Source organism: Streptomyces sp. SCA2-17, assembly GCF_044336695.1.
In genome coordinates this window covers 6,121,705-6,144,805 of record NZ_CP117521.1, presented here as the reverse complement: position 1 = coordinate 6,144,805, position 23,101 = coordinate 6,121,705, and the positions used below count along the sequence as shown (strand labels likewise).

Here is a 23,101-nt window from a genome sequence, read left to right as displayed (position 1 = left end):
GCGGGCCGGACCGGGCGGGTGCGCGGTCCGGGCCCGCGGCGGCGGGTCTTCGGGAGGGGTCCGGTCAGGACCGGGCGACGAGGCTCGCCGGGCGCATGTCGGTCCAGTGGGCGTCGACGTAGTCGGTGCAGCCCTGCAGGGAGTCCTCGCCGTGGACGGTGGTCCAGCCGCCGGGGATCTCGGCGAAGGCCGGCCACAGGGAGTGCTGGTTCTCGGCGTTGACGAGGACGAAGTAGCGGGCGTCGTTGTCCTCGAAGGGGTTGGTGGTGTTGCTCATGGTGGGTGCTCCTTCTTATCCGGATGGGTGAGTGAGGTGATACGTGGTCAGGGTGTTGCAGGGGTGGATTCCCGTACACGAGCGGCGAGTTCGGCGACGGTCGGCCCCGCCAGCAGGTCCGCGATGCCCGGGCCGGCCTCGCCGGTGCCGAGGGCCTCGCGGATACGGAGCACGAGCGTCATCGCCAGCAGCGAGTGCCCGCCGAGGTCGAAGAACCCGTCGTCGACGGTGACCTCGGGCAGCCCGAGCACATCGGCGAAGACGTCGCACAGCGTCTTCTCCGTCACGTCGCGCGGGGCGCGGCCCGTGCCGCCGGCAGCCATGTCGGCCGCGGTCGGCGCGGGGAGGGCCTTGCGGTCGAGCTTGCCGTTGACGGTCAGCGGCAGCGCGTCCAGCACGACGAACGCCGACGGGACCATGTATTCCGGGAGCGAATCGGCGAGCGAGCGGCGGATGACGGCGGCATCGATGCCGTCCGCGGACGCGGGGACGAGGTAGGCGGCGAGTCGCTTGACGCCCGGGGTGTCCTCGCGGACCACCACCGCGGCCTGGGCCACGGACGGCAGGTGCGTGAGCGCGTCCTCGATCTCGCCCGGCTCGACGCGGTAGCCGCGGATCTTCACCTGGTCGTCGGCCCGGCCCAGGAAGTCCAGCAACCCGTCCCGCCGCCACCGCACCACATCACCCGTGCGGTACATCCGGGCCCCCGGCTCGCCGAACGCCGCGCCGAAGGGGTCGGCGAGGAACCGGCCGGCAGTCAGCCCGGGGCGGCCGAGGTAGCCGCGCGCGAGGCCGACACCGGACACGTACAGCTCGCCGGGGACCCCGACGGGCACCGGGCGCAGCCGCGTGTCGAGCACGTAAGCCCGGGTGTTCCAGATGGGGCGGCCGACGGTCGCGGTGTCGCTGTCGAGCGTGCCGCCACCGAGGGTGTTGATCGTGTACTCGGTCGGACCGTAGAGGTTGTAGCCCATCAGGCCGGGCGTCTCGCAGAGCCGGGTCCAGAGCGACTCGGGGACGGCCTCGCCGCCGAGCAGGACCAGCACCGGGCGGTGATGCCCCTCGTCCAGCAGGCCGCATTCCACGAGCGCCTGGGCGTACGACGGCGTCACGTTGATGACGTCGACCGCCTGCTCGGCGCAGTACGCGGCCAGGCCCTCGGCATCGCGGCGCAGCGACTCGTCCAGGACATGGACCTCATGCCCCTCCACGAGCCACAGCAGCTCCTCCCACGACATGTCGAAGGAGAACGACACCGTGTGCGCGATCCGCAACCGGCGGCCGCCCGCCGCCTCCACGACAGGGTTGAAGATCGCCTCGCGGTGGTTCAGGAGCATGTTGGTCAGGCCGCGGTAGGGCGTGACAACGCCCTTCGGACGGCCCGTCGAACCGGACGTGAAGATCACGTACGCGGCGGCATCGAGATCCACCCGCACGCCCGCCGGACCTTCGGACAGCCCGGCCAGCTCCGCCACCACGGCGGGGTCGTCGAGCTCCACGCGCGGAACGCCGTCCACGACCGGCATGCGGTCGTGCGCCGTGGAGTCCGTGAGCAGAACGACCGGAGCGGTTTCCTCGACCATGTAAGCCAGCCGATCCACCGGATAGTCCAGCTCCAGCGGCAGATAAGCGGCCCCGGTGCGCAGCACGGCGAACAGTGCCGCCACCATGTCCAGCGAGCGCGGCAGACCGAGCGCCACCACGCGCTCCGGACCCGCTCCCCGCGCCGTCAGCAGCCGGGCGAAACGATTCACCCGTGCGTCCAGCTCGGCGAACGACCACACCCGGTCACCCGCCACCAGCGCCACCGCGTCCGGCGTACGGACGGCCCGGTCGGCCAGCAGGTCCGCGACCGAGGCGTCCGGCAGCTCGCGCCCCGTCTCCGCCCACTCCCCCAGCACCGCGCCCCGCTCCTCTTCCGTGAGCACGTCGAGGGAGCCGATGCGGCGGGCCGGGTCCTCGGCCACCTGGGCGAGGAGGGAGAGCAGGCGCTCCACGAGGGCCTCGGCGGTGGAGCGGTCGTAGAGGCCGGCCGCGTACTCGAAGGCGATGTCGATCTCTTCGGCGGAGGGGGTCTCCTCGAAGTTGAAGTCGAGCTCGAACTTCACCGCGCCCAGCTCGAAGGGGAGGATGCGGCTCTCCAGGCCGAGGAGCCGGCGGGCCTCGCCGTCGCTGTTGCGGTACCCGAGCATCACCTGGAACAGCGGGTGGCGGCCGGGGACGCGCGGCGGGTTGACGGCCTCGACGAGGCTGTCGAAGGGCAGGTCCTGGTGGGCGAAGGCCGCCAGGTCGCGCTCCCGGACGCGGCCGAGGAGCTCGGTGAACGCCGGGTCGCCGGACAGGTCGTTGCGCAGCACGAGGGTGTTGACGAAGAACCCGACGAGCCCGTCGAGGGCGGCGTCCGCGCGGCCCGCGACCGGCGCGCCGAGGGGGATGTCGTCGCCCGCGCCGAGCCGGTGCAGCAGGGTGGCGACGGCCGCTTGCAGGACCATGAACGTGGTCGTGCCCGTGGCCGCGGCGGCGTCGCGCAGCCCGCGGTAGACGGCCGGCGGCACCTGGGCCCGTACGGTGCCGCCCCGGAGCCCGGCCCCGGTGGTCTGCGTCCGCGGGCGGTCGGTGGGCAGGGCGAGCTCCTCCGGGAGCCCTGCCAGGGCCTGCTTCCAGTACGCCGTCTGGCGGCTGTGCAGGCTGTGCTCGTCCGCGGGATCGCCCAGCAGGTCGCGCTGCCACAGCGCGTAGTCCGCGTACTGCACCGGCAGCGGCTGCCAGTCGGGGGCACGGCCTTCCGCGCGGCGGGTGTACGCGGTGGTGATGTCGTCGACGAACGGCAGCATCGACCACTCGTCGCCGGCGATGTGGTGGAAGAGCAGCACCAGGACGTGGTCCCGGGGGCCGATCTCCAGCACGGTGACGCGCAGGGGCAGTTCGCGCGCGAGGTCGAAGCCGTGGCGGACGGCGGACTCCACGTCGGCCTGCAACGTCTCCTCCGTGGTGGCGGCGACGTGCAGGGCGGCGGCGGGGTCCGGCGCGTCGAGGATGCACTGGACGGGGCGGCCCTCGTGCTCGCCCACGACGGTGCGCAGGCTCTCGTGACGGGTGGTCACGTCGGCCACGGCGTGCCGCAGCGCGTCCAGGTCGAGCGCGCCGTTCACACGGACGACGAGCGGGACGTTGTACGTGGCGCCGGAGCCGTCGAGGTTCTGGAGGAACCACATGCGGCGCTGGGCGTGCGAGAGGGGCGGCTCGGCGGGGCGCTCGCGGCGTACGAGCGCGGGCCGCTCCTGCGCCGTCTCCCCCGCGGTGCGTTCGGCGAGCGCCGCGGGGGTCGGGGCCTCGAAAAGGTCCCGGACGGCGAGGCCGACGCCGAGGGCCGTACGGATGCGGCTGACGAGGCGGGTGGCGAGCAGGGAGTGGCCGCCGAGGTCCAGGAAGTGGTCGTCGGGGCCGACGGGGCCGGTGCCGAGCACCTCGCCGAACAGGGCACACAGCTGCTCTTCGCGAGCGTTCGCGGGGGCGCGGCCGGCTCCCGTCCCGGCGAGGTCCGGCGCGGGGAGGGCCCTGCGGTCGAGCTTGCCGTTGACGGTCAGCGGCAGCCCGTCCAGCACGACGAACGCCGACGGGACCATGTACTCGGGCAGGGAGTCGGCGAGCGAGCGACGTATGGCAGCGACGTCAACGCCGTCTACGGGCGCGGGGACGAGGTAGGCGGCGAGTCGCTTGACGCCCGGCGTGTCCTCGCGAACCACGACCGCGGCCTGGACGACGGCCGGATGAGCCGTCAGGGCGTCCTCGATCTCGCCCGGCTCGACGCGGTAGCCGCGGATCTTCACCTGGTCGTCGGCCCGGCCCAGGAAGTCCAGCAACCCGTCCCGCCGCCACCGCACGACATCGCCCGTGCGGTACATCCGGGCCCCCGGCTCACCGAACGGGTCCGCAACGAAGCGGCCCGCCGACAGGCCCGGCCGGTTCAGGTAGCCGCGCGCCAGGCCGACGCCTGACACGTACAGCTCGCCCGGGACGCCTACCGGGACCGGGCGCAGCCACGCGTCCAGGACGTGCGCCCGCGTGTTCCAGATGGGGCGGCCGACGGTCGCGGTGTCGCTGTCGAGCGTGCCGCCACCGAGGGTGTTGATCGTGTACTCGGTCGGACCGTAGAGGTTGTAGCCCAGGAGCCCCGGCGTCTCCTTCAGGCGCGTCCAGAGGGCCTCGGGGACGGCCTCGCCGCCGAGCAGGACCAGCACCGGGCGGTGGCGCCCCTCATCCAGCAGACCGCATTCCACCAGCGCCTGGGCGTACGACGGCGTCACGTTGATGACGTCCACGGCCTGCTCGGCGCAGTACGCGGCCAGACCCTCGGCATCGCGACGGAGCGACTCGTCCAGGACGTGGACCTCATGTCCTTCGACCAGCCACAGCAGCTCCTCCCACGACATGTCGAAGGAGAACGACACCGTGTGCGCGATCCGCAACCGGCGGCCGCCCGCCGCCTCCACCACGGGGTTGAAGATGGCCTCGCGGTGGTTGAGCTGCATGTTGGTCAGGCCGCGGTAGGGCGTGACGACGCCCTTGGGGCGGCCCGTCGAACCGGACGTGAAGATCACGTACGCGGCGGCGTCGAGGTCGACGCGCGCGTCCACCGGTCCGCCGGGCAGTCCGGCCAGCTCGGCGGCCACCGCGGGGTCGTCCAGCTCCACGCGGGGAACGCCGTCCACGGCCGGCATGCGGTCGCGTACGGACGAGTCCGTGATGAGGACGACCGGGGCGGTCTCCTCAACCATGTAAGCCAGCCGATCCACCGGATAGTCCAGCTCCAGCGGCAGATAAGCGGCCCCGGCCCGCAGGACCGCGAAGAGTGCCGCCACCATCTCCAGGGAGCGCGGCAGGCCCAGCGCCACGACCCGGTCGGGGCCGGCGCCGCGGGCGAGGAACAGCCGGGCCAGGCGGTTGACCTGAGCGTCCAGTTCGGCGAACGTCCACGTGCGCTCGCCCGCCACCAGCGCCACCGCGTCGGGCACGGTCGCCGCCCTCTCCGCCAGCAGGTCGGCGACGGAGGCGTCCGGCAGCTCGCGCTCCGTGTCCGCCCACTCCCCCAGCACCGTGCCCCGCTCCTCGTGCGTGAGCACGTCGAGGCTGCGGACGAGGACGCCGGGGTCGGCGGTGATCTGCTCCAGGAGGGCGACGAGGCGGCCCGCGTGCTCCTCGACCGTCGTGCGGTCGAACGCGTCGGGGCGGAACTTCCATTCGAAGCCGAGCCGTTCGCCCGGGTTGGCCGCGAAGATCAGCGGGAAGTGGGTGGCGTCCACGTCGGTGACGTCGTCCACGCCGAGGGCCTCCCCGATGCGGTCGCGCTCGTCCTGGTCGACGGGTGTGTTGCGCAGGACCTGGAGCGTGTCGAAGAGGCGGCCCGCCCCGGCGGCGCGCTGGATGGTGCCCAGGCTGAGCTGGTGGTGCGGCAGGAGTGCCGCCTGCTCGTCCTGGAGGCGGGTCAGGTACGCGACGACCGTCTCGTTCCGGTCGAGCCGGGCCCGTACGGGGACGGTGTTGAGGAACATGCCGATGGTGCGGTCGATGCCCGTCAGCTCCGCCGGGCGGCCGGAGACGGTGGTGCCGAAGACGACGTCCTGGCGGCCCGTCAGACCGGCGAGGAGCAGGCTCCAGGTGCCCGAGAGGACGGTGTTGAGCGTGAGGCCGTGGGTCCTGGCGTAACCGGTCAGGCGAGAAGTCTGGGCGGCCGTCAGCTCCGTGTCGTGCTGCTCGGGCAGCAGGGCGGCTCGCTCGCGGGCCTGCGGGGCGATGAGCGTGGGCTCGTCGACGCCGGCCAGGGCGGAGCGCCAGGCCTCTTCGCCGGCGGCGGTGTCCTGGGTGTGGAGCCAGGCGAGGAAGTCGCGGTAGGCCAGGGGCCGGTGGGACGGGTCCTCGTCCGGGCCGGGCTGCGGCAGGGCGCCGGTGACCGCCAGCGCCTGGCAGCAGGCCAGGAGCTCCTGGAGGAACAGGCCGGTGGACCAGCCGTCCCACAGCAGCATGTGGTGGGTGACGAGGATGTGCTGGCGGCCGTCGGGGGTGAGGACGGAGGCCAGGCGCACCAGGGGCGGGGCGGCGAGGTCGAAGCGGGTGCGGGCCTCGGCGTCCCGGAGCCGGCGCAGTTCGGCGCCGGCAGCCTCCGGGGTGAGGGCGCGCAGGTCGGTCTCGGTGACGGGCACCGTCGTGGTGGCCGGGATGAACTGGACGGGGCGGTCGAGCCCGTCGTGGAGGAAGCCGGCGCGCAGGTTGGGGTGCCGGTCGAGGACGGCGGTCACCGCGGTGCGCAGGATGTCCGCGGTGACGGGGCGGCGCAGGGTGACGACGTCACGGGAGGTGTAGACGTCGAGGGCGTCCTCGTCGTAGAGGGCTTCGAAGAGCAGGCCTTGCTGGAGCGGGGAGAGCGGCCAGACGGCGGTGGAGTCGGGGGCGGCGGCGCGGACGGCCGCCAGGTCCTGTTCGGTGGGCTCGGGCAGTTCGGCGGCGATCGCCGGGCCGGTGGTGTCGGCGGCGGGCGTGCGGTCCGCCCGCTCGGCCAGGGCGGCGGGGGTGCGTGCTTCGAAGACGTCGCGCGGGCTGAGGGCGAGGCCTGCGGTGCGTGCGGCGCCGACGAGGCGGATGGAGATGATGCTGTCGCCGCCGAGCCGGAAGAAGTCGTCGTGGACGCCGACGGCGGGGAGTTGGAGGACTTCGGCGAAGAGGGCGCACAGCGTGGCTTCGGCGGGGGTGGCCGGTGCGCGGTCGGCGGCGGGCGCGGCGACGTCCGGGAGGGCGTCGGGCAGGGAAGCGCGGTCGAGCTTGCCGTTGACGCCGAGCGGGAGGGCGTCGAGGGTGACGAAGGCGGACGGGACCATGTACTCGGGCAGCCGGGCCGCGCACGCGTCGCGCAGCGCGCCGGCGTCCGGGGAGGTGCCGGCGGCGGGGACGACATAGGCGACGACATGCTGGGCGCCGGCCGGGGTGGCGCGGACCAGGACGGCGGCCTGGGCCAGGCCGGGCAGGGCGGTCAGCGCGGCCTCGATCTCGCCGAGTTCGATGCGGAAGCCGCGGACCTTGACTTGGTCGTCGGTGCGGCCGAGGTATTCGACCGCGCCGTCCGGGCGGCGGCGTACGAGGTCGCCGGTGCGGTACATGCGCTCGCCGTTGGCGTGCGGGTCGGCGACGAAGCGGGCGGCCGTCAGCCCCGGGCGGTTCAGATAGCCGCGGGCCAGCTGGACGCCGGCGAGATAGAGCTCGCCGGGGACGCCCACCGGTACAGGGCGCAGGGCGGCATCCAGGACGTGCAAGCGGGTGTTCCACACCGGGCGGCCGATCGGTACCACGTCGGAGCCGGGTTCGGCACGGTGGTACGTGACGTCGACGGCGGCCTCGGTCGGCCCATAGAGGTTGTGCAGCTCGATGCCCGGCCACAGCGCCGCGAACCGGTCCACGGCCGCGGCAGGCAGCGCCTCGCCCGAGCAGAACACGCGACGTACGCCCGCGAAGCCCGTACGGATCGCCTCGTCCTGCTCCGCCGCCGTAGAGAAGGCAGTGAGCATGGACGGCACGAAATGCGCGGCCGTAATGCCGGAACGTGCGGCCAGATCCGCCAAGTAGTCGGGCTCGCGGTGCCCGCCCGGCCGCGCGAGGACCACCGCGGCACCGCTGACCAGCGGCAGGAAAAACTCCCACACGGACACGTCGAAGCTGGCCGGAGTCTTCTGAAGAACCCGGTCCTGCGGCCCGAAACCGTACGTCTCCCGCATCCAGTCCAGGCGGTTCACGATCGCCTCATGGGTGACCACCACCCCCTTGGGGCGCCCGGTGGACCCGGAGGTGTAGATGACGTACGCGGCGTGCTGCGGGCCCGCGGCGGCCTGTACGGGCGGCGCGGTGCTCGCGCGGGGGGCGTCGGCGAGGAGGACGGGCACGTCCCGGAGCCAGGAGAGCCGGTCCTGCTCGGCCTCCACGGTCAGCACGCACACGGGTGCAGCGTCGTCGGTCATCCCGGACAGGCGCTCAGCGGGGTGGTCGAGGTCCAGCGGAAGGTAGGCGGCGCCGGACTTGAGCACGGCCAGCAGGGACACCATCAGCTCGGCCGAGCGCGGCACGGCCACCGCGACGATCCGGTCGGGCCCGGCACCGGCGGCGGCGAGCTCGCCGGCCAGCGCGTCTGACTGCTCATCAAGCCGGCGATATGTCAGCTCGCGGTCCTCGTAGACCACCGCCGTCGCGTCGGGCGTCGCCGCCAGCCGCTCCGCGAACCGCGTGACGAGCGTGCCCCCGGGCACGGCCCGGTCCGTGGCGTTCCACTCCCCCGCCAGGGCCCGGCGCTCGTCCGGGAGCAGCAGGTCGAGGCGGGCCAGGGGCGTCTCGGGGGCCTCGGCGAAGAGGGTGAGGAGTCGCAGGAAGCGGTGGGTGATGCGTTCGGCGGCCGCGTGGTCGAACACGTCCGTGCGGTAGCCGAGCTCCAGGCGCAGGGTGTCGCCGCCGGGCAGGACGCGCATGGTCAGCGGGTAGTGGGTGGCGTCGCGGGCGCCGAGTCCGGTGACCTTCAGGCCGCCGGTGGCCGCGGCCGCGCCGAGGGTGCCGGAGACGTCGTCGCTGCCGGCGTAGTTCTCCACGACCAGCAGGGTGTCGAAGAGGGGGCCTTCGACGGGGGTCAGGCGCTGGATGCCGCCCAGGCCGAGGTGCTGGTGGTCCATCAGGGCGGCCTGCTCGGCCTGGACGGCGGCGGCGGTCGCGGCGAGCGTCGCGCCGGGTGCCAGGCGGACGCGGACCGGGAGGGTGTTGATGAACAGGCCGACCATGGTGTCGGCGCCGGGCAGGTCCGCGGGGCGGCCGGAGACGGTGGTGCCGCTGACGACGTCGTGGGCACCGGTGAGGGAGCCCACGAGGACGCCCCACAGCGTGTGCAGGACGTTGCCGAGGGTCAGGCCCCGGGCGCGGGCCGCGGCGGTGAGGGCGGCGGTCAGTTCCGGGCCGGCCTCGGCCTCGGCGTCCGCCGGTTCGGCGGCGGCGCCGAGGCTCGCGCCCGGGGCCACGGGGTGGGCCTCGGTGATGCCGTCGAGGGCGGCGGCCCAGGCGCGCCGGGCGGCGTCGGCGTCCCGGGTCGCGAGCAGTTCGAGGTGGTCGCGGTAGGGGCGGACGGGCGGCAGCACGGCGAGGTCGCCGCGGGAGCCGACGAGGGTGAGCAGCTCCCGCACGAGGATCGGCATGGACCAGCCGTCGAGGAGCAGGTGGTGGCAGGTGACGACGAGCCGGGCGGTGTCCGGGGCAAGGCGCAGCAGGGTCAGCCGCAGGAGCGGGGGTTCGGCGAGGTCGAAGCGGTGGTTCCAGTCCTCGTCCATGGCGGCGGCCACGGCCCGGTCGCGGTCGTCGCCGGGCTCGTGCGCCGTGAGGTCGAGCTCGCGCAGGGGCGTGTCCACCTGGCGCTGCACGAACTGGACGGGGTCCTCGCCGTCGTCGTACCAGAACCCGGCGCGCAGGTTGGCGTGGCGGCGCAGCAGGGCGTCGGTGGCGGCGGCGAGGTCGGCCGTGGCGAGGGGTCCGGCGAGGTCGAGGTGGGACTGGACGACGTAGACGTCGCGGGAGCCGTCGTCGTAGACGGCGTGGAAGAGCAGGCCCTCCTGGAGGGAGGACAGCGGGTAGACGTCCTCGAGCGCGGATCCGGCGCCGGAGTCGTCGGCCGGGTTCAGGTCGGTGGAGTCAGTCATGGCGGCGCTCTCGGTCGTGGAATGGGCGGCGGGTTCGCGGGCGGGGAGGGGGTGGGCGGCCGGGCCCTCGTACGTGCCGGGCCGGGTGGTCATCGGCGCCTGCGCAGGCGGGATTCGAGGCGGTCGATGCGGGCCTGGTCGAGGGAGACGAGGCGGACGTCGGAGGGCGTGATGCCGCCCGCGTCGGGTGCGGCGGCGTGCCGGGCGAGCGCGTCGAGGGCGTCGAACCAGCGCGTGGCCAGGGCGGCGACCTGCTCCTCGGTGAACAGGGCCTGCGGCCAGCTCCATTCGACGGCCAGCTCGGGCCGCCCGGCGGCGCCGGAGCGGACGACGGCGTCGATCTCCAGGGGGTACGGGGCGGGCATGGCGGCGTCGGGTGCGGCGCCCTCGGCGACGGCGGCGCGTTCCGCGTCCGGGGCGAACGCCCAGGGGCGGGCGCCGGCCGTGGCGGTGGCTCCGTGGTCGGTGCGGCCGCGGTAGTTGAACAGCAGCTGCGAGCCGGGGAGGGCGGCCAGGGCGGGTGCGGTCTGCGCGTTGAGGTGGCGCAGCAGCCCGTAGCCGAGGCCGCGGTCGGGGGCGGCCCGGAGCTGTTCCTTGACCTGCTTGAGGGCCGCCCCGGCCTGCCGGCCGCCGGCCAGGGCGTCGGCGAGGTCCACGCCGCTCACGTCCAGGCGTACGGGGTGGACGGTGGTGAACCAGCCGACGGTGCGGGAGAGGTCGGCGGGGAGGCCGTCGCTGCCGCCGCGCCCGTGGCCCTCCAGGTCGATCTGCAAGGTGCCGGTGTGCGCGACGGGCAGGCCGGGGTCCGTGGTGCGGCGCACGTCGGCGGCGGCCAGGGCGAGCCCGGCCAGCAGGACGTCGTCCACGCCGGCGGAGAAGGCCTGCGGCACGGCGGTCAGCAGGGGCTCGGTGCGGTCGGCGGACAGGGCCATCCGCAGGGTGCGCAGGGTCGCCGTGGTGTCGCGGCGCGGGTCGGCGGCGGTGCGGGAGAGCGGGGCCTGCGGCCCGGCCAGCGCGGTGCGCCAGTAGGCGGCTTCGGCGGTACGGGTACGGGTGTGGGCGTGGTGCAGCAGCTGCGCGGCCCAGGCGCGCGGACCGGTCGCCTCGGGTTCGAGGGCGGGCGCGCGGCCCGCGGCGCGGGCGGCGTAGGCGTCGGCGAGCTCCGGGACGAGGATGCGCCAGGAGACGCCGTCGACGGCCAAGTGGTGGACGGTGAGCAGCAGCCTGCCGTCGGCGCCGGGGCCCGCGTCGCACCACAGGGCACGCAGGACGGTGCCGCTGCCGGGGTCGAGGGCGGCGGCGGAGGCGTCGGCCTCCTTGGTGAGCAGGTCGTGCAGGGCGGTCGCGTCCAGGCCGGTGATGTCGGCGCGGCGCAGGGTCGCCGGGTCGGTGATGGCGGGCGCCTCGGCGGCGGGCAGGATCTCCTGGGTCCACAGGCCGCCGGTCCGGTCCAGGCGGAGCCGCAGCGCGGGGTGGTTGCGGGCGAGGTCGGCGAGGGCCTCGCGGAGCGGGCCGGGCCGCAGGCCGGCGGGGACGGTGAGGAGGACGGACTGGTTGAACCGGTCGACGGAGCCGCCGCGTTCGCGCAGCCAGTGCACGACGGGCAGCGGCGGGAGCTCGCCGTCCTCGTCTACGGCCGTGGGTGCCGCGGGTTCCTGGTCCGCGGGGCGGCCCGCGGCGGCCAGGGCGGCCGGGGTGGGGTGCTGGAAGACGTCCTTGGCGGCGATGGTGAAGCCGGCCTTGCGGGCGGTGCTGACGAGCTGGATGGAGACGATGCTGTCGCCGCCCAGGGCGAAGAAGTTCTCGTCCTCGCCGACTTCGGGCAGGCCGAGGATCTCGGCGAACACCCGGGCCATGGCCGCGGCCGGGCTGCCCCCGCGGGCGGGGGCGGGTACGGCCGGGCGGGCAGCGACGGCGGCGCGGGCCGGCTCGGGGAGCGCCTTGCGGTCGAGCTTGCCGTTGACGCTCAGCGGGAGCGCGTCCAGCAGGGTGACGACGGCGGGCACCATGTGTTCGGGCAGGCGCCCGGCCAGATCCTCGCGCAGTGCCCGCGCGTCGGGTGCCGCCCCGGGGGCGGGGACGGCGTAGGCGACGAGCTGCGGGGCGCCGCCGGGCGCCAGGGGGCGGGTGGTGACGGCAGCCTGTGTCACGTTGGGCACGGCGGTCAGGGCAGCTTCGATCTCGCCGAGTTCGATGCGGAAGCCGCGGATCTTGACCTGGTCGTCGGTACGGCCCAGGTACTCCACCGCACCGTCCGGGCGGCGGCGTACGAGGTCGCCCGTGCGGTACATGCGCTCGCCGTTGTCGGAGAACGGGTCGGCGACGAAGCGGGAGGCGGTCAGGCCCGGGCGGTTCAGGTAGCCGCGGGCCAGCTGGTCACCGGCGAGGTACAGCTCGCCGGGGACGCCCACCGGGACGGGGCGCAGGGCGGCGTCCAGGACGTGCAGGCGCGTGTTCCACACCGGGCGGCCGATCGGGACGACGTCGGCACCGGGTTCGGCCCGGTGGTACGTGACGTCGACGGCGGCCTCGGTCGGCCCGTACAGGTTGTGCAGCTCGATGTCCGGCCACAGCGCCGCGAACCGGTCCACGGCAGCAGGCGGCAGAGCCTCGCCCGAGCAGAACACACGACGCACGCCGCCGAAGCCCGTACGGATCGCCTCGTCCTGCTCCGCCGCCGTAGTGAAGGCAGTGAGCATGGACGGCACGAAATGCGCGGCGGTGACGCCGGAGCGTGCGGCCAGTTCCGCCAGGTGGTCGGGCTCGCGATGCCCGCCCGGCCGCGCGAGGACCACAGCGGAGCCGCTGACCAGCGGCAGGAAGAACTCCCACACGGACACATCGAAACTGGCCGGAGTCTTCTGAAGAACCCGATCCTGCGGCCCGAAACCGTACGTCTCCCGCATCCAGTCGAGACGGTTGACGATGGCGCGATGGCTGACGACGACGCCCTTGGGGCGCCCGGTGGACCCGGAGGTGTAGATGACGTACGCGGCGTGCCCGGGCCCGGCTGCGGGCAGCGGGCCGGCGCCATCCTGGACGCCGGAAACACCTGCCAGGGATGCGCCGGTGGCGGATCCGGCCACGGGAACTGTTGCGGCGTCCTGCGGGACGCCGTCCTGAGCCCCGGAAACACCCGCCGGCAACGCGGCGGTGGCGGATCCGGCCACGGACAGCGGCGCGCTGCCGCCCTGCGCACCGCGATCGCCCGCCGGCGACGTCGCGCTGCCGACCCCGTTCGTCGCCCTCAGCACCGTATCCGGCGCACCGGAATCGCCCGCCACCCACGCGGCACCGTCCGACCCGGCCGTAGGCCGCACGGCAATGCCCTGCGAGGCCGGCTCGGCCGCCCCGTCCACCAGGACGATCGGGACGCCGCCGGTCGCCGGGACGCGTTCCGCCTCGGCCACGGCAGTGACCACGCACACCGGTGCCGCGTCCTCGATCATGTAGGCGAGCCGCTCGGCCGGGTAGTCGAGGTCCAGGGGCAGGTAGGCGGCGCCGGACTTCAGTACGGCCAGCAGGGCGACCATCAGCTCCGCCGAGCGCGGCACGGCGACAGCGACCACGCGGTCCGGTCCCGCGCCGGCGGCGGCCAGCGTACGGGCCAGGCGCCCGGCGAGGGCGTCGAGTTCGCGGTACGTGAGGGCGCGGCCCTCGAAGACGACGGCGGTGGCGCCGGGCGCGGCGGCCAGGCGCTCGGCGAAGCGGGTGACGAGCGTGCCGCCGGGCACGGCCCGGTCCGTGGCGTTCCACTCCTCCGCCAGGGCCCGGTGCTCGCGCGGGCTCATCACGTCGACGCGGTCGACGGGGCGGCCGGGCGCGGCGAGGGACTGACCGAGGACGTGCAGGAGGCGGTCGCCGAGCAGGCCGGCCGTCTCACGGTCGTACAGGTCCTGGGCGTGAATGACCGTCAGGTCGGTGTGCGTGCCGTCGGCGGACTCCACGAAGGTGAAGGCGAGGTCGAAGCGGGCGGCGTGCAGCGGGTCGGGCAGCAGCGTGGTGCGCGCGCCGAGGAGGCGGTCCAGGCCCGCGGCCTCCTTGCGGTGCTGGACCATCACCTGGAACAGGGGGTGGCGGCCGAGCGAGCGCTCGGGGGCGGCGATCTCGACGAGCCGGTCGAACGGCAGGTCCTGGTGGGCGAGCGCGCCCAGGACCGTCTCCCGTGCGCGCAGCACGAGCTCGTCGAACGTGGGCGCGCCGCCTCCGTCCGCCCCGGACAGGTCGTGCCGCAGGACGAGGGTGTTGACGAAGAAGCCGACGACGTTCTCGACGGCCTCGTCGGAGCGGCCGGCGACCGGCGTGCCGAGGGCCACGTCGTGCGTGCCGGCGAGGGCGCCGAGCAGGAGGGCGCCGGCCGCCTGGGTGACCATGAAGGGCGTGGTGCCGGTGCGGTGCGCGTAGTCGCGCAGGGCCTCGTGCAGCTCGTCGGGCAGGCGCAGGCGGACGGCGCCGCCGTGGCCGCTCGGCTCGGCCGGGCGGGGCCGGTCGGCGGGCAGGCGCAGCTCGTCGGGCAGGCCGGCGAGCCGCTCGGTCCAGTACGCGGTGAGGCGGTCGCTGCCCGCGGGGTCGGCGAGCATGTCGCGCTGCCAGAGGGTGTGGTCGGCGAACTGCACGGGCAGCGGGGCCCACGCGGGCGCCTCGCCGCGGCGGCGGGCCGCGTAGGCGGTGTCGAGGTCGCGCAGCAGGACGCCTTCGGACCACTCGTCGCCGGCGATGTGGTGCAGGGCGATGCACAGGACGTGGGTGCCGGGTCCGCTGCTGAAAAATACAGCGCGGACGGGCGGTTCGGCGGCGAGGTCGAAGGCGTGCGCGCCCGCCGCGGCGACGGCCGCGTCCAGCTCCTGCGGCGTCACTTCCCGTACGGAGAAAGGCACATGGGCGTCCTCAGGAGCGAGGATCTTCTGGTAGGGGCGGCCGTCGGTGTCGGGGTAGATCGTACGCAGGGCTTCGTGGCGGGCGACGACGTCGGCGAACGCGGCGCGCAGGGCGTCGGTGTCGACGGTGCCGTCGATGCGCAGTGAGCAGGGGATGGTGTAGGCGGTGGAGGGGCCTTCGAGGTGGTGGAGGAACCACAGGCGGGCCTGGTCGGGCGACAGCGGCAGCTCGTGCGGGTTTCGGGGCCGCGGCCGGGCGGTGGGGCCGGACCGGCCGGGGCCGGTGTGCCGCATACGGCGTGCGAGGGCGGCCGGCGTACGGGCCTCGAACAGGTCACGGACGGTCAGGTCCGCCTGGAGGGCGGTACGGATGCGGCCGACGAGGCGGGTGGCGAGCAGGGAGTGGCCGCCGAGGGCGAAGAAGTCGTCGTCGGCGCCGACGGCGGGCAGGCCGAGGATGCCCGCGAAGGCGCCGCACACGAGGGCTTCGCGCTCGTCGCGCGGGGCGCGCCCGCCGGTGCCGGCGAAGTCTGCGGTGCCCGGCTCGGGGAGGGCCTGCCGGTCGAGCTTGCCGTTGACGTTGAGGGGCAGGGCGCCGAGGACGACGACGGCGGACGGGACCATGTACTCGGGCAGGTGCGCGCCGAGCGCGGCCCGCAGCGCGGCGGGGTCGGCGACGGCTCCCGCGGCGGGGACGACGTAGGCGACGAGGCGCTTGACGCCGGTGTCGCTCGCGCGGGCCAGGACGGCGGCCTGGGCGACGGTCTCCTGGGCGGTGAGGGCCGCCTCGACCTCGCCGGTCTCGACGCGGAAGCCGCGGATCTTGACCTGGTCGTCGTCGCGGCCGAGGTAGTCCAGTGTGCCGTCGGCGCGCCACCGCACGACGTCGCCGGTGCGGTACATGCGCTCGCCGTTGCCGGAGAACGGGTCGGCGACGAAGCGGGAGGCGGTCAGCGCGGGCCGGTTGCCGTAGCCGCGGGCCAGGCCGGGGCCGGCGATGTACAGCTCGCCGGGGACGCCGGCCGGCACGGGCCGCAGGCGGGCGTCGAGGACGTGGACGCGGGTGTTGGCGATGGGCCGGCCCACGGACGGGGCGGGGCTGTCGGCCAGTGCGGCGCCGAGGGTGTCGACGGTGTACTCGGTGGGGCCGTAGAAGTTGTGGCCGATGACGCCGTCGGTCTCGCGGATCCGCGTCCAGAGGGCGTCGTCGACGGCTTCGCCGCCGAGGAGGAAGAGGACGGGGCGGTGGCCGTCGCCGCTCTCGTCCAGCAGGCCGCATTCGACGAGCTGGCGGCCGAAGGACGGGGTGACGTCGAGGGTGTCGATGCGGTCGGCGCGCAGCCGGGCGGCCAGCGCCTGAGGGTCGCGGCGCAGCTCCTCGTCGTAGACGTGGAGTTCGTGGCCGCAGATGAGCCACAGGAGCTGTTCCCAGGAGGAGTCGAAGGAGAACGAGGCCGTGTGCGCGGCGCGCAGGCGGCGGCCGCCGGCGGCTTCGACGGCGCGGGCGAAGACGGTGGAGCGGTGGTGGTCGAGCATGTTGACCAGGCCGCGGTGGGGCACCTGGACGCCCTTGGGGCGGCCGGTGGAGCCTGAGGTGTGGATGACGTAGGCGAGGTCGCCGGGGGCGGGCCGCGTCGGCGTGACGTCCGGGACGCCCTCGGCGCCGTCCTCGGCGTACAGCGTCGTGAAGGCGTCGCCGGTCAGGGCCGGCAGGAGCCCGGCGGTCGGACGGGTCGTCAGGACCGCGAGGGGGGCGGCGTCCTCCAGCATCAGGGCGACGCGCTCGGCCGGGTGGTCGAGGTCGACGGGCAGGTAGGCGGCGCCGGCCTTCAGGGTGCCGAGGACGGCGGAGACGAGGTCCGCCGAGCGGGGCAGGGCCAGGGCCACGACCGTGTCCGGGCCGGCGCCGAGGGCGGCGAGGCGGCGGGCGACGGCGTCGGCGCGGGCGTCGAGTGCGGCGTAGCTCCAGCGGGTGCCGCCGCAGACGACTGCGGTCTCGGCCGGGGTGGCGGCCGCCTGGGCCTCGAAGGCGTCGACGACGGTCCCTTCGGGCACGTCGCGTGCGGTGTCGTTCCAGGTGTGCAGGAGGGTGTGCCGCTCGGCCGGGCCGAGGATGTCCAGGGAGCCGACCGTGGCCTCGGGGCGGGCGGCCATGGCGGCGAGCAGGCGCAGCAGGCGGTGCCCGAGGTCGGCGGCCCGGGCGGCGGTGAAGGTGTCCGGGCGGTACTCGACGGTGATGCGCGGCGCGTCGCCGGGCAGGGTGAGGACGGTCAGCGGGTAGTGGGTGGCGCCGCGGTTGCCGATGCCGGTGACGCACAGGCGGCCGGGGCCGCCGGCGGGGTCGGGGGCGGTGAGCTCGTCGGGGTCGACCGGGTAGTTCTCGAAGACGAGCAGGGTGTCGAAGAGCGTGCCGAGGCCGGCCCGGGCCTGGATGCCGGCGAGGCCCGCGTACTGGTGGTCGAGGAGCTGCGCCTGCTGTTCCTGGAGGCGGGCGAGTGCGGCGGCGACGGCCTCGTCCTCGTCCAGGGTGAAGCGGACGGGGATGGTGTTGCTGAAGAGGCCGACGATCGACTCCACGCCGGGCACGTCGGCCGGGCGGCCGGAGACGGTCGCGCCGAAGACGACGTCCGTGCGGCCGGTGAGGCGGCTCTGCAGGACCGCCCAGGCGCCTTGCACGAGGGTGTTGAGGGTGAGGCCGTGGCTGCGGGCGAGGCCGGTCAGGGCGGTGACGGTGTCCGCGGGCAGCGGCAGGTCCACCTCGCCGGCGCGGGTGCCCGTCCCGTCCGTGGCCTCGTGGGCCAGGGTCCCGGCGAGCAGGGTGGGCGCCGTCAGGCCGCCCAGGGCCGCGGCCCAGGCGGCGGCGTGCGCCGTGTCGTCCTGGCGGGCCAGCCAGGCGAGGTGATCGGCGTACGAGGCGGCGGGCGGCAGGGCGGAGGCGTCGCCGCCGGCCGCGTACGCGCTGATGATCTCGCGCAGCATGACGGGCGTGGACCAGCCGTCCATCACGATGTGATGGCGGGTCAGGACGAGGCGGTGCCGCTCGTCGCCCGTGCGCAGCAGGGCGCAGCGCAGGAGGGGCGGCCGGGTGAGGTCGAAGGGCGCGGTGGCTTCGGCGGTCTCGACGGCGTCCACGGCGGCGTCGAGGGCGTCGGCCGGGGTGCCGGTGAGGTCGTGCACGGTCCAGGGGACGGTGACGTGGCCGGCGATCGTCTGGAGGGGTCGGTCGGCGCTCGTGTGGTCGAAGCCGGCGCGCAGGGCGGGGTGGCGGGCCACGACGGCGTCGACGGCGCGCCGCAGGGCGGGGGCGTCCAGGGGGCCGGTGAGGTCCAGGCCGGTGACGGACGTGTACAGGTCGTCGGCGGTGGTCTCGTAGAGGGAGTGGAAGAGGAGCCCGTCCTGGAGCGGGGAGAGCGGCAGGACGTCCTCGGTGCCGGGGCGGGCGGCCTGGACGCGGTCGAGGGCGTCCTGGCCGATGCCGGCGAGCGGCACGTCGGAGGGGGTGAGCCCGCCGGCGCCGGGGCGCGCGGCGCAGGCGGTCAGGGCGTCGAGGGCGCGGAACCAGCGGTCTGCGATCGCACGCACGGCGTCTTCGGTGAGGACGCCCTCCGGCCAGGTCAGGACGGCGGTGAGCTCGGGGCCCGCGGGCCGGTCGTGGACGAAGGCGCCGATCTCCAGGGCGTGCAGGGCGGGCATGGCGGGGTCCGCGGTCGCCGCGACGGCGTCACCGGCGGCGCTCCAGAGGCTGTCGTCGGAGGCGAACCGGCCGAGGTAGTTGAAGAGGAGCTGCGGGGCGGGGGCTGCCGCGAGCTCGGCGCGTGCCTCGGGGTCGAGGTGGCGCAGGAGGCCGTAGCCCGTGCCGTCGTCGGGCAGGGCCCGCAGCTGCTCCTTGACGAGGGCGAGCGCCCGGCCCGGGTCGCCGAGGCCTTCGATGCTCTCGATGTCGAGGCGTACGGGGAACTCGCTGGTGAGCCAGCCGACGGTGCGGGCGGTGTCGGCGCCGGGCACGAGGTGGTCCTGGCGGCCGTGTCCTTCCATGCGGATCAGCAGGTCGCGGCGGCGGCCGGCGAACGCGAGGGCGAGCCCGGTGAGCAGCACGTGGTCGACGCCCGCGCGGCGGGTGGCGGGCACCCGGTCGAGGAGCGGCGCGGTGCGCTCGGGGGGCAGGGTCAGGCGGAGGGTGCGGCTCGTGCCGGCGGTGTCCCGGGCCGGGTCGACGGCCCGCTCCCCGAGCAAGGCCCCCGCCCCCGGGGCGAGCACCTCCCGCCAGAACGGCAGCTGGGCACGGACGGCGTCGCTGGTGGCGGCGGTGTGGAGACCGCGGGCCCAGCGGCGCAGCGGCGTGCTCGCGGGGGCGAGCGGGCGGCCTTCGTAGGCGGCGCGCAGGTCGGGCAGCAGGATGCGCCACGAGACGCCGTCGACGGCGAGGTGGTGCACGGCGAGCACGAGCCGGCCGGGGGTGTCCGGCCCCAGGTCGCACCAGGTGGCGGCGAGGACGGCCCCGGCGGCGGGGTCGAGCCGGTTGGCAGCGGCGTCGCGCTCGTGGGCGACGGCGAGGTCGATGCTGTCGGCGGGGGTACGGGTGAGGTCGACGTGGTGGAGGGTGACGGCGGGGGCGGATCCGGCGGGGAGGATCTCGGTGGACCAGTCCCCGGGGGCGGCGTCGAAGCCGCCGTAGCCGCCGGAGCCGAAGTGTTCGGCCGACCGGGGGCCGCCTTCGGGCCGGCCGTCGGACGGTGCGCCCGGGCGACGCGCGGCGCGGGCCCTCTCCGCCTCCCCGGTGCCCGTGGCTCCGCCCGGTATAAGCCGCAGGCGCAGCGCGTCATGACGTGCCGTCAGGGCGTCGAGGGCGTCCCTCAGCCGCTCCCCGTCGAGGTCCGACGGGACCGTGACGGCCGTCGTCTGGGCGAAGTGGTCGATCGGGCCGCCGCGTTCGCGGAGCCACTCCGTGATGGGGGTGGGCGGCAGCACGCCCTCCGCGTCCTCGCGGAGGTCGGCGGTGGCCGGACCGCCGCCGAGGGGTTCGGCGGCCGCCGCCACCGCGGCGATCGTCTTGCGTTCGAAGACGACGCGGGGCGTGATGCCCCAGCCGGCCTGGCGGGCGCGGCTGCCGAGCTGGATGGCGGAGATGCTGTCGCCGCCGAGGGAGAAGAAGTTGTCGTCGGGCCCGGCGGCGTCCAGGCCGAGGATGTCGGCGACGAGCGCGCCGAGCACCCGCTCGGCCTCCGTGCGGGGCGCCCGCGAGGACGTGGCCGCGGCGGGGGCGGGCTCGGGCAGGGCTTTGCGGTCGAGCTTGCCGTTGAGGCTGAGGGGCAGGGCGTCCAGGAGCACCACCACGGGCGGCACCATGTGCTCGGGGAGCGTCGCGGCCAGCCCGGCGCGCAGCGCCTCGGCGTCGAGGGCGGCGGCGCCCGCGGCGGGGACGGCGTAGCCGACGAGGCGGCGCGGCCCGCCGGGCACCGTCTCCCGCGCGGTGACGGCGGCCTGGGCGACGCCGGGCAGGGCCTCCAGCGCGGCCTCGATCTCGCCGAGTTCGATGCGGAACCCGCGCACCTTGACCTGGTCGTCGGTGCGGCCGAGGTATTCGACGACGCCTCCGGGCGCCCACCGGACGAGGTCGCCCGTGCGGTACATGCGCGCACCACCGCCGTCGCCGTCATAGGGGTCGGCGACGAAGCGGGAGGCGGTCAGGCCGGGGCGGCCGAGGTAGCCGCGGGCGAGCTGGTCACCGGCCAGGTACAGCTCGCCGGGCACGCCCACCGGCACGGGCCGGAGGGCCGCGTCCAGCACGTACAGGCGCGTGTTCCACACCGGCCGCCCGATCGGTACGACGCCGGAGCCGGGCTCCGTCCGGTGGTACGTGACGTCGACGGCGGCTTCGGTCGGCCCGTACAGGTTGTGCAGGGGCACGTCCGGCAGCGCGGTGTACCAGCGGTCGACGACGTCGCCGGGCAGGGCCTCGCCGGAGCAGAAGACCCGCCGCAGCCCGGCGCAGGCCTCGGCGGCCGTGGGCTCCTCCAGGAAGGCGCGGAGCATGGAGGGTACGAAGTGGAGGGTGGTGACGCGCTGTTCGCCGATGAGCCGGGCCAGGTAGGCGGCGTCCTTGTGGCCTTCGGGGCGGGCGAGGACGACGGTGGCGCCCTCGCACAGCGCCCAGAAGAACTCCCAGACGGAGACGTCGAAGCTGGCGGGCGTCTTCTGGAGGACGCGGTCGTCCCGGCGCAGGCGGTAGGCGTGCTGCATCCAGGCGAGGCGGTTGACGATGGCGCGGTGGGTGACGACGACGCCCTTGGGGCGGCCGGTGGAGCCGGAGGTGAAGATGACGTACGCGGGGTCGCCGGGGGCGGGAGCCGTGACGTCGTCGCCAAGGGCGTCACCCCCGTCGCCGTCCGCCTCGTCCAGCAGCAGCGCCACGTCCCGGGCGCCGCGCGGCAGGCGGTCGAGGACGGCGGGGACGGTGACGACCCGCACCGGGCCCGCGTCCTCGACCATGGTGGCGAGCCGCTCGGCCGGGTAGTCGGTGTCCAGCGGCAGGTACGCGGCGCCGGATTTGAGGACGCCGAGGAGGGCGACCATGAGCTCGGCGGAGCGCGGCACGGCGACGGCGACGACGGTGTCCCGGCCCGCGCCGGCGGCGGTGAGCGTACGGGCCAGCGCCCTGGCTCGCGCGTCGAGTTCGCGGTAGGTGAGGTGCTCGTCCTCGAAGATGACGGCGGTGGCGTCGGGCGTGGCCGCGGCGCGTTCGGCGATGAGGCCGGGGAGGGTGGCCGGGGCGACGTCGCGGCCGGTGGCGTTCCAGGTGCGCAGGACGTCCTCGTGCTCGCCGTCGGCGAGCAGCTGCGCCTGATCAAGGGTCAGGTCCGGGTCGGCGGCGAGGCGTCCCATGAGGTCGGTGCACCGCTCGGCGTGCGCGGCGAGCGCGGCGGCGTCGTAGAGGGCGGGGTTGGCGTCGAATTCGAGGTGGAGGACGTCGTCGGGGCTCTTGCTGACCGACACGGACAGGTCCTCGACGGGCCCGGAGGCGAGGTTGACGGTGTGTCCGGGGACGCCGGCGAAGTCGAGGTCGAGGTCGAAGGGCTTGAGGTTGAGCATCGGCCCGTGGAGCCGGTCGTCGCTGCCGACGAGGCCGAGGTCGCGCCGGATGTCCTCGCCGCGGTAGTGCTGGTGGCGGCGGGCGTCCTTGAGTTCGCGGGCGGCGCGCCGGACGAGGTCCGGGAAGGTGTCGGTGCCCTGGACGGAGAGGCGGACGGGCAGCACGTTGACGGCCATGCCGGGGACGCGCATGGTGCCGGGCGCGCTGCGGGCCATGAAGTGCATGCCGAGGACGGCGTCGGTGGTGCCGGTCATGCGGTGCAGGTAGCCGGAGAGGGCGGCGACGGCGGCCTCGGCCCAGGTGCCGCGGACGGCGGCCGCGCAGTCCAGGACGGCGGCGGAGCGCTCGGCGCCCAGGCTCGTGCGGTGCCGCAGGGAGGACCAGGAGGCCTGCGCGGTCTGCTCGGTCAGGCCGGTGACGCGGGGGCGGCCGGTGTGCCGTGCGGTCCAGTAGGCGCGGTCGGCGGCGGGCTTGTCCGAGGCGAGGTAGGCGGCGTCGGCGTCGGCCAGCCGGGCCGCGGGTTCGAACGGCGAGGCGGGCACGGCCTCGCCGCGGACGAGGGCGGTGTAGACGGCGGCGACGCGGCGCGTGAAGAGGGCGACGCTGTAGCCGTCGACGACGAGGTGGTGGAAGTACTGGAACCACAGGTGGTGGCCGGGGGCGACGGTGACCAGCAGGGAGCCGGTCAGGGCCGGGGCCGCGCCGGAGCCGTCGGTGGGCTCCAGGCGCGGCGGGCAGGCGAGCTGGTCGCGGACGAGGGCGACGGCGGCGTCGACCGGGGAGGCGGCGCCGGTGGTGTCGAGGCGGGGCAGGTGCCAGGCCGCGGCGTCGAAGGGGACCGGGCGGAGCACGGTGCGGCCCTCCTGCTCGGCGAGCCGGACGTGCAGGCCGTCGGCCTCGGCGAGGGTGCGGCGCAGGGCCTCCTCCAGGGCTGCGGCGTCGATCGCGCCCCGGAGTTCGACGTACTGGCCGACGTTGTAGCCGGGGTTGTCCGGGTCGATCCGCTGCGCCGCCAGCACTCCCTCCTGGGCTCGCGTGAGCTCCAGGAACCGTCCTGCGTCGCTGGTCACCTCTGACATGCCGGCCTTCCGGGTCGTTCGTGGTACGGGGAGGGAGTGCGGTGGGGTGGGGTAGGAACTGGAGT

2 protein-coding genes and 1 pseudogene are annotated in these 23,101 nt (G+C 75.2%); all 3 read right to left on the bottom strand.

What is annotated here, in order from left to right:
* Positions 1-64: 64 nt before the first annotated feature.
* The 3 genes and pseudogenes from PS271_RS27370 to PS271_RS27360 all read right to left on the bottom strand — a co-directional run bounded on the left by PS271_RS27370 (position 65) and on the right by PS271_RS27360 (position 23,036).
* On the bottom strand, positions 65-277 hold the full coding sequence (locus PS271_RS27370; protein ID WP_359104637.1) for an MbtH family protein: 213 nt from the start codon (positions 275-277) through the stop codon (positions 65-67).
* Positions 278-363: 86 nt separating this feature from the next.
* Positions 364-10,083 (bottom strand): annotated as a pseudogene (locus PS271_RS27365) (non-ribosomal peptide synthetase); the annotation flags it as partial.
* The gene (locus PS271_RS27360; RefSeq protein WP_398385506.1) at positions 10,080-23,036 is read right to left on the bottom strand and encodes a non-ribosomal peptide synthetase; all 12,957 of its coding nucleotides are present in this window, start codon (positions 23,034-23,036) and stop codon (positions 10,080-10,082) included. The gene PS271_RS27360 and the pseudogene PS271_RS27365, both read right to left, overlap by 4 nt.
* Positions 23,037-23,101: the final 65 nt, after the last annotated feature.